Annotated in this window: 5 protein-coding genes and 2 pseudogenes; 6 read left to right on the top strand and 1 reads right to left on the bottom strand. The window is 68.6% G+C overall.

Going from position 1 to position 4,449, the window contains the following annotated elements; genetic code table 11:
- A pseudogene (locus FV222_RS18085) lies at positions 1-301 on the bottom strand (acyl-CoA dehydrogenase); the annotation flags it as partial.
- A gap of 310 nt (positions 302-611) precedes the next feature.
- On the opposite strand from FV222_RS18085, the gene FV222_RS18090 reads away from it, so the two are divergent.
- The 6 genes and pseudogenes from FV222_RS18090 to FV222_RS18115 form a co-directional block, all read left to right on the top strand.
- Positions 612-1,232, top strand: coding sequence for an urease subunit gamma (locus tag FV222_RS18090; RefSeq protein ID WP_147762823.1), 621 nt, complete (start codon positions 612-614; stop codon positions 1,230-1,232).
- A 42-nt stretch (positions 1,233-1,274) separates the two neighbouring features.
- Positions 1,275-1,574, top strand: coding sequence for a hypothetical protein (locus FV222_RS18095; RefSeq protein WP_147762824.1), 300 nt, complete (start codon positions 1,275-1,277; stop codon positions 1,572-1,574).
- Positions 1,571-1,972 (top strand): type II toxin-antitoxin system VapC family toxin, encoded by a 402-nt coding sequence (locus tag FV222_RS18100; protein WP_147762825.1) that lies wholly within the window; start codon positions 1,571-1,573, stop codon positions 1,970-1,972. The genes FV222_RS18095 and FV222_RS18100 overlap by 4 nt, the downstream gene beginning before the upstream one ends.
- A gap of 28 nt (positions 1,973-2,000) precedes the next feature.
- Positions 2,001-3,719, top strand: coding sequence for an urease subunit alpha (gene ureC, locus FV222_RS18105; RefSeq protein WP_187277372.1), 1,719 nt, complete (start codon positions 2,001-2,003; stop codon positions 3,717-3,719).
- Positions 3,720-3,750: 31 nt separating this feature from the next.
- On the top strand, positions 3,751-4,236 hold the full coding sequence (locus FV222_RS18110) for a DUF29 domain-containing protein (protein WP_147762827.1): 486 nt from the start codon (positions 3,751-3,753) through the stop codon (positions 4,234-4,236).
- A 4-nt stretch (positions 4,237-4,240) separates the two neighbouring features.
- Positions 4,241-4,449, top strand: a pseudogene (locus FV222_RS18115) (urease accessory protein UreE); the annotation flags it as partial.

The raw sequence follows: 4,449 nt of genomic DNA on the forward strand, positions 1-4,449 counted from the left end.
GGTGCGGGTCGGCGCCGCGCCCGGTGGCCGCCAGGTGGCCGCGATGTGCCTCCAGCACCGCTTCGATCCCGCCGCACTGCACTGCGAGGAAGCGCCAGGCGCCGGCCGCGAAGAACGGCTGGCGGTAGTAGTCGTCCGGCGCGCCGACCCGGTCCAGGGGGTCGACCTGCAGGCCCGTGAAGTCGACCGTCCCGGTGGCCGAGGCCCGCATCCCGTGCGCGCGCCAGCCGGACAGGTCGGCGCGGGATTCCGGATCGAGTGGCACCACGAGCATCTGGCGGCGCCCGTCGGGCAACCGCGCCGGACACCTGTTCGGCGTGTGGAACACCGAGCCGGCGCGCGCGCCACAGCGGAGGCGGCGAGCTCGGCGAGGCCCACGGGACGCGCGTTTACCTGGGCGATGGGGAAGGGAATCGTCATGTTCGGGTCCGCAGGATGCAGCGTGCGCGTGAACGCGCCATGTACGGACGCGCGTCGGACCAATCAGCCCCGCGGTTCGTCGTTCCGGTGCGCCCTGCGGCTTGACCGTCGCACCAGCATGATCCTTGCTCCCCCACGAACCGATGCTTGAAACGGGCGCTTCGGGCCGCCGGCATGCGAGAGGGACCATCGTGCTCCTGACCCCCCGCGAAAAAGACAAGCTCCTCGTGGCGATGGCCGCGCAGGTCGCGCGGAACCGCCTCGCACGCGGCGTCAAGCTCAACCACCCGGAGGCGATCGCGCTGATCACCGACTTCGTGGTGGAGGGCGCCCGCGACGGGCGCTCGGTCGCCGAGCTGATGCAGGCGGGCGCGAACGTCCTCACCGTCGACCAGGTGATGCCGGGCATCAGTGAGATGATCCACGACATCCAGGTCGAGGCGACCTTCCCCGACGGCACCAAGCTCGTCACGGTGCACCATCCGGTGCGCGGCGTGGCCTCCCCCGACGTACCCGGCGCGATCACCACGCAGCCGGGCGAGATCGTGTTCAACGAAGGCGCCGAGCGCACCCTGGTCGAGGTCGCCAACGTCGGCGACCGACCGATCCAGGTCGGCTCGCATTACCACTTCTTCGAGGTCAACCCAGGGCTGCGCTTCGACCGGGAGAAGGCGCGCGGCCAACGCCTCGACATCGCCCCGGGCACGGCGGTGCGGTTCGAGCCGGGCTCGACGCGGGAGGTCGTGCTGGTGCCGCTGTCCGGCGGGCGGACCGTGTATGGTTTTCGCGGCGACGTGATGGGGGCGCTGTAACGGAGATCGGGTCCACCGTACGGACGGATTTGGAGATGGACGATGGGAAAGTTCGAGACGACCATGTCGATCCGCGGGGAGGTGACGGTCCCTTTCCCGGTGCGGGAAGCGCTCAAGCTTAGGCCGGGCGATACCGTGATCTTCGATCAGGACGAGGCGGGTCGCGTCCTGTTGCAGGCGCAGCCGAGCTTGGGCCGAGAACGGGCTGTGACGCCGAGCGACCTGTCTTCGATGCCGTCGATCGGCCTTGCCGCACGGCGTCGCGCCGTTGCGCATGCCGATGGCGATCCGGTTGGAGATTACCTCGTTTCCGAGGACGAGCGGACGAAGACTCGCGCATGATCGGCCTCGATACGAACGTCCTGCTTCGCCATACCCTGCAGGACGACGCGGTACAGGCCCCGATAGCGACCGTCTTCCTGCTCGCTGCCGAACGGCTGGCAGAGCCTGCGCTGGTGAATCCCGTGGTGCTGATCGAGTTCGTTTGGACGTTGATGCGCCGGGAAGGATTCACGAAATCCGATCTCCTCGCGCTCATGGACGTGCTCGCGGCATCCCCGCACGTCGTGTTCACCGATCGGACCGCGATCTGCGCAGCGATTGCCGACTGGCGGATCGGACGAGCCGACTTCCCAGATTACCTGATCGGGCATCTGAACCGCCTCGCAGGTGCTTCCACCACCGTGACGTTCGATGTCGACGCCGCCGCAGAGCCGGCATTTTCGCTTCTGACGTCCTGAACGGACACGGAGAGCCGTCTTGGCCAACATGCCCCCCCGCGCCGCCCTCCCCCGTGCCGCCTACGCCGACATGTTCGGGCCGACCACCGGCGACCGCATCCGGCTCGCCGACACCTGCCTGGAAATCGAGGTCGAGCGCGACCTCACCACCTATGGCGAGGAGGTGAAGTTCGGTGGCGGCAAGGTGATCCGCGACGGCATGGGACAGAGCCAGGTCACCAACGCCGGCGGCGCGGTCGACACGGTGATCACCAACGCGGTCGTCCTCGACCACTGGGGCGTGATCAAGTGCGACGTCGGGATCGTAATGGGCCGCATCGTCCGGCTCGGCAAGGCCGGCAACCCGGACATCCAGCCGGGCGTCGACATCGTCGTCGGGCCGGGCACCGAGGTCATCGCCGGCGAGGGCAAGATCCTCACCGCCGGCGGTTTCGACAGCCACATCCACTTCATCTGCCCGCAGCAGATCGACGAGGCTCTGTGCTCGGGCATCACCACGATGCTCGGCGGCGGCACCGGGCCGGCGCACGGCACCTTCGCCACCACCTGCACCCCCGGCCCCTGGCACATCGCCCGGATGATCGAGGCGGCCGACAGCTTCCCGATGAACCTGGCCTTCGCGGGCAAGGGCAACGCCTCGCGCCCCGACGCGCTCGTCGAGATGGTGCGGGCCGGCGCCTGCGCCCTCAAGCTCCACGAGGATTGGGGCACCACACCGAAAGCGATCGACACCTGCCTGACGGTCGCCGACGAGCACGACGTGCAGGTGATGATCCACACCGACACCTTGAACGAGTCCGGCTTCGTCGAGGACACGATCGCGGCGTTTGCCGGCCGCACGATCCACGCCTTCCACACCGAGGGCGCCGGCGGCGGGCACGCGCCCGACATCATCAAGGTGGCCGGGCTCCCCTACGTCCTCCCGTCGTCCACGAATCCGACGCGGCCCTATACGAAGAACACCATCGACGAGCATCTCGACATGCTGATGGTATGCCACCACCTCGACCCGTCGATCCCCGAGGACCTCGCCTTCGCCGAGAGCCGCATCCGCAAGGAGACGATCGCCGCCGAGGACATCCTGCACGACATCGGCGCGCTTTCGATGATGTCGTCGGACAGCCAGGCCATGGGCCGGGTCGGCGAGGTCGCGATCCGCACCTGGCAGACGGCGGACAAGATGAAGCGCCAGCGCGGCGCCCTGCCCGGCGACGGGAGCGGCAACGACAACCTGCGGGCGCGGCGCTACATCGCCAAGTACACGATCAACCCGGCGATCGCGCACGGCGTCTCGGCCCATATCGGCTCGGTGGAGCCGGGCAAGCTCGCCGACCTCGTGCTGTGGTCGCCGGCCTTCTTCGGGGTGAAGCCCGATCTCGTGATCAAGGGCGGCATGATCGCGGTGGCGCCGATGGGCGACCCCAACGCCTCGATCCCGACGCCGCAGCCGGTGCATTACCGCCCGATGTTCGGCGCCTTCGGCCGCGCGCCGTTCTCCACGGCGCTGACCTTCGTCTCGAAGGCGGCGATCGAGGACGGCCTGCGCGAGCGCCTGGGCGTCCAGAAGCAGCTCGTCGCGGTGGAGAACGTGCGCGGCGGCATCTCGAAGAAGAGCATGATCCTCAACGACGCGACGCCCGAGATCGAAGTCGACCCCGAGACCTACGACGTGCGCGCCGACGGCGAGCTGCTGGTCTGCGAGCCGGCGGACGTGCTGCCGATGGCGCAGCGGTATTTCCTATTCTGAGGTAGGATGGGAGCGTTCGAGGAGAGCCACGATGTCGAACGCCGCGCTGAAGCCGCCGCCAGTTGCCGATCCGTATGAGACGGACTTCTACCTCTGGACGCAGGCCCAGGCCGAACTGCTGCGGGCCCGCCGGTTCGATGAGCTCGACCTGGAAAACCTGATCGACGAGGTGGCGAGCGTGGGCGGCAGCGAGGAGCGCGAGATCGGAAATCGCCTCGTCGTCCTGCTGGGTCACCTCCTCAAGTGGAAATATCAGCCCGGTGCCCGCAAGAACGGGTGGACGGCGACGATCTTCGAGCAGCGCACGCAGATCGCACTGATCCTGCGGGCAAGTCCCAGCCTGAAACCACATCCGGCGAGCGTCTTCGCGGCGAGCTACCTGTCCGGCCGCCTTCTGGCGTCGAAGGAGACCGGGATCGACTTCACGCTGTTTCCGGAGGTGCCGCCGTTCACGGTCGTCCAGGCGCTCGATCTCGACTACCTGCCCAAGGAGCCCGACCTGCTGGATCAGTCCTGACCCCATGATCCGCGCCACAAGCGTCATCCGCGCCGCCGCCCTCGCCCAGGGCGAGATCGTCGACCGCATCGTCCTCGACCACGGCGACCGCCATCGCCGCCGCATGGCGATGCGCGGGGTGGGCGGGCTCGCCTTCCTGCTCGACCTGCCCGAGCCCACGGTGCTCGACGACGGCGACGCGCTGGCGCTGGAGGACGGGCGGCTGGTCTGGGT

This window comes from Methylobacterium sp. WL103, assembly GCF_008039885.1.
Lineage (GTDB): Bacteria > Pseudomonadota > Alphaproteobacteria > Rhizobiales > Beijerinckiaceae > Methylobacterium > Methylobacterium cerastii.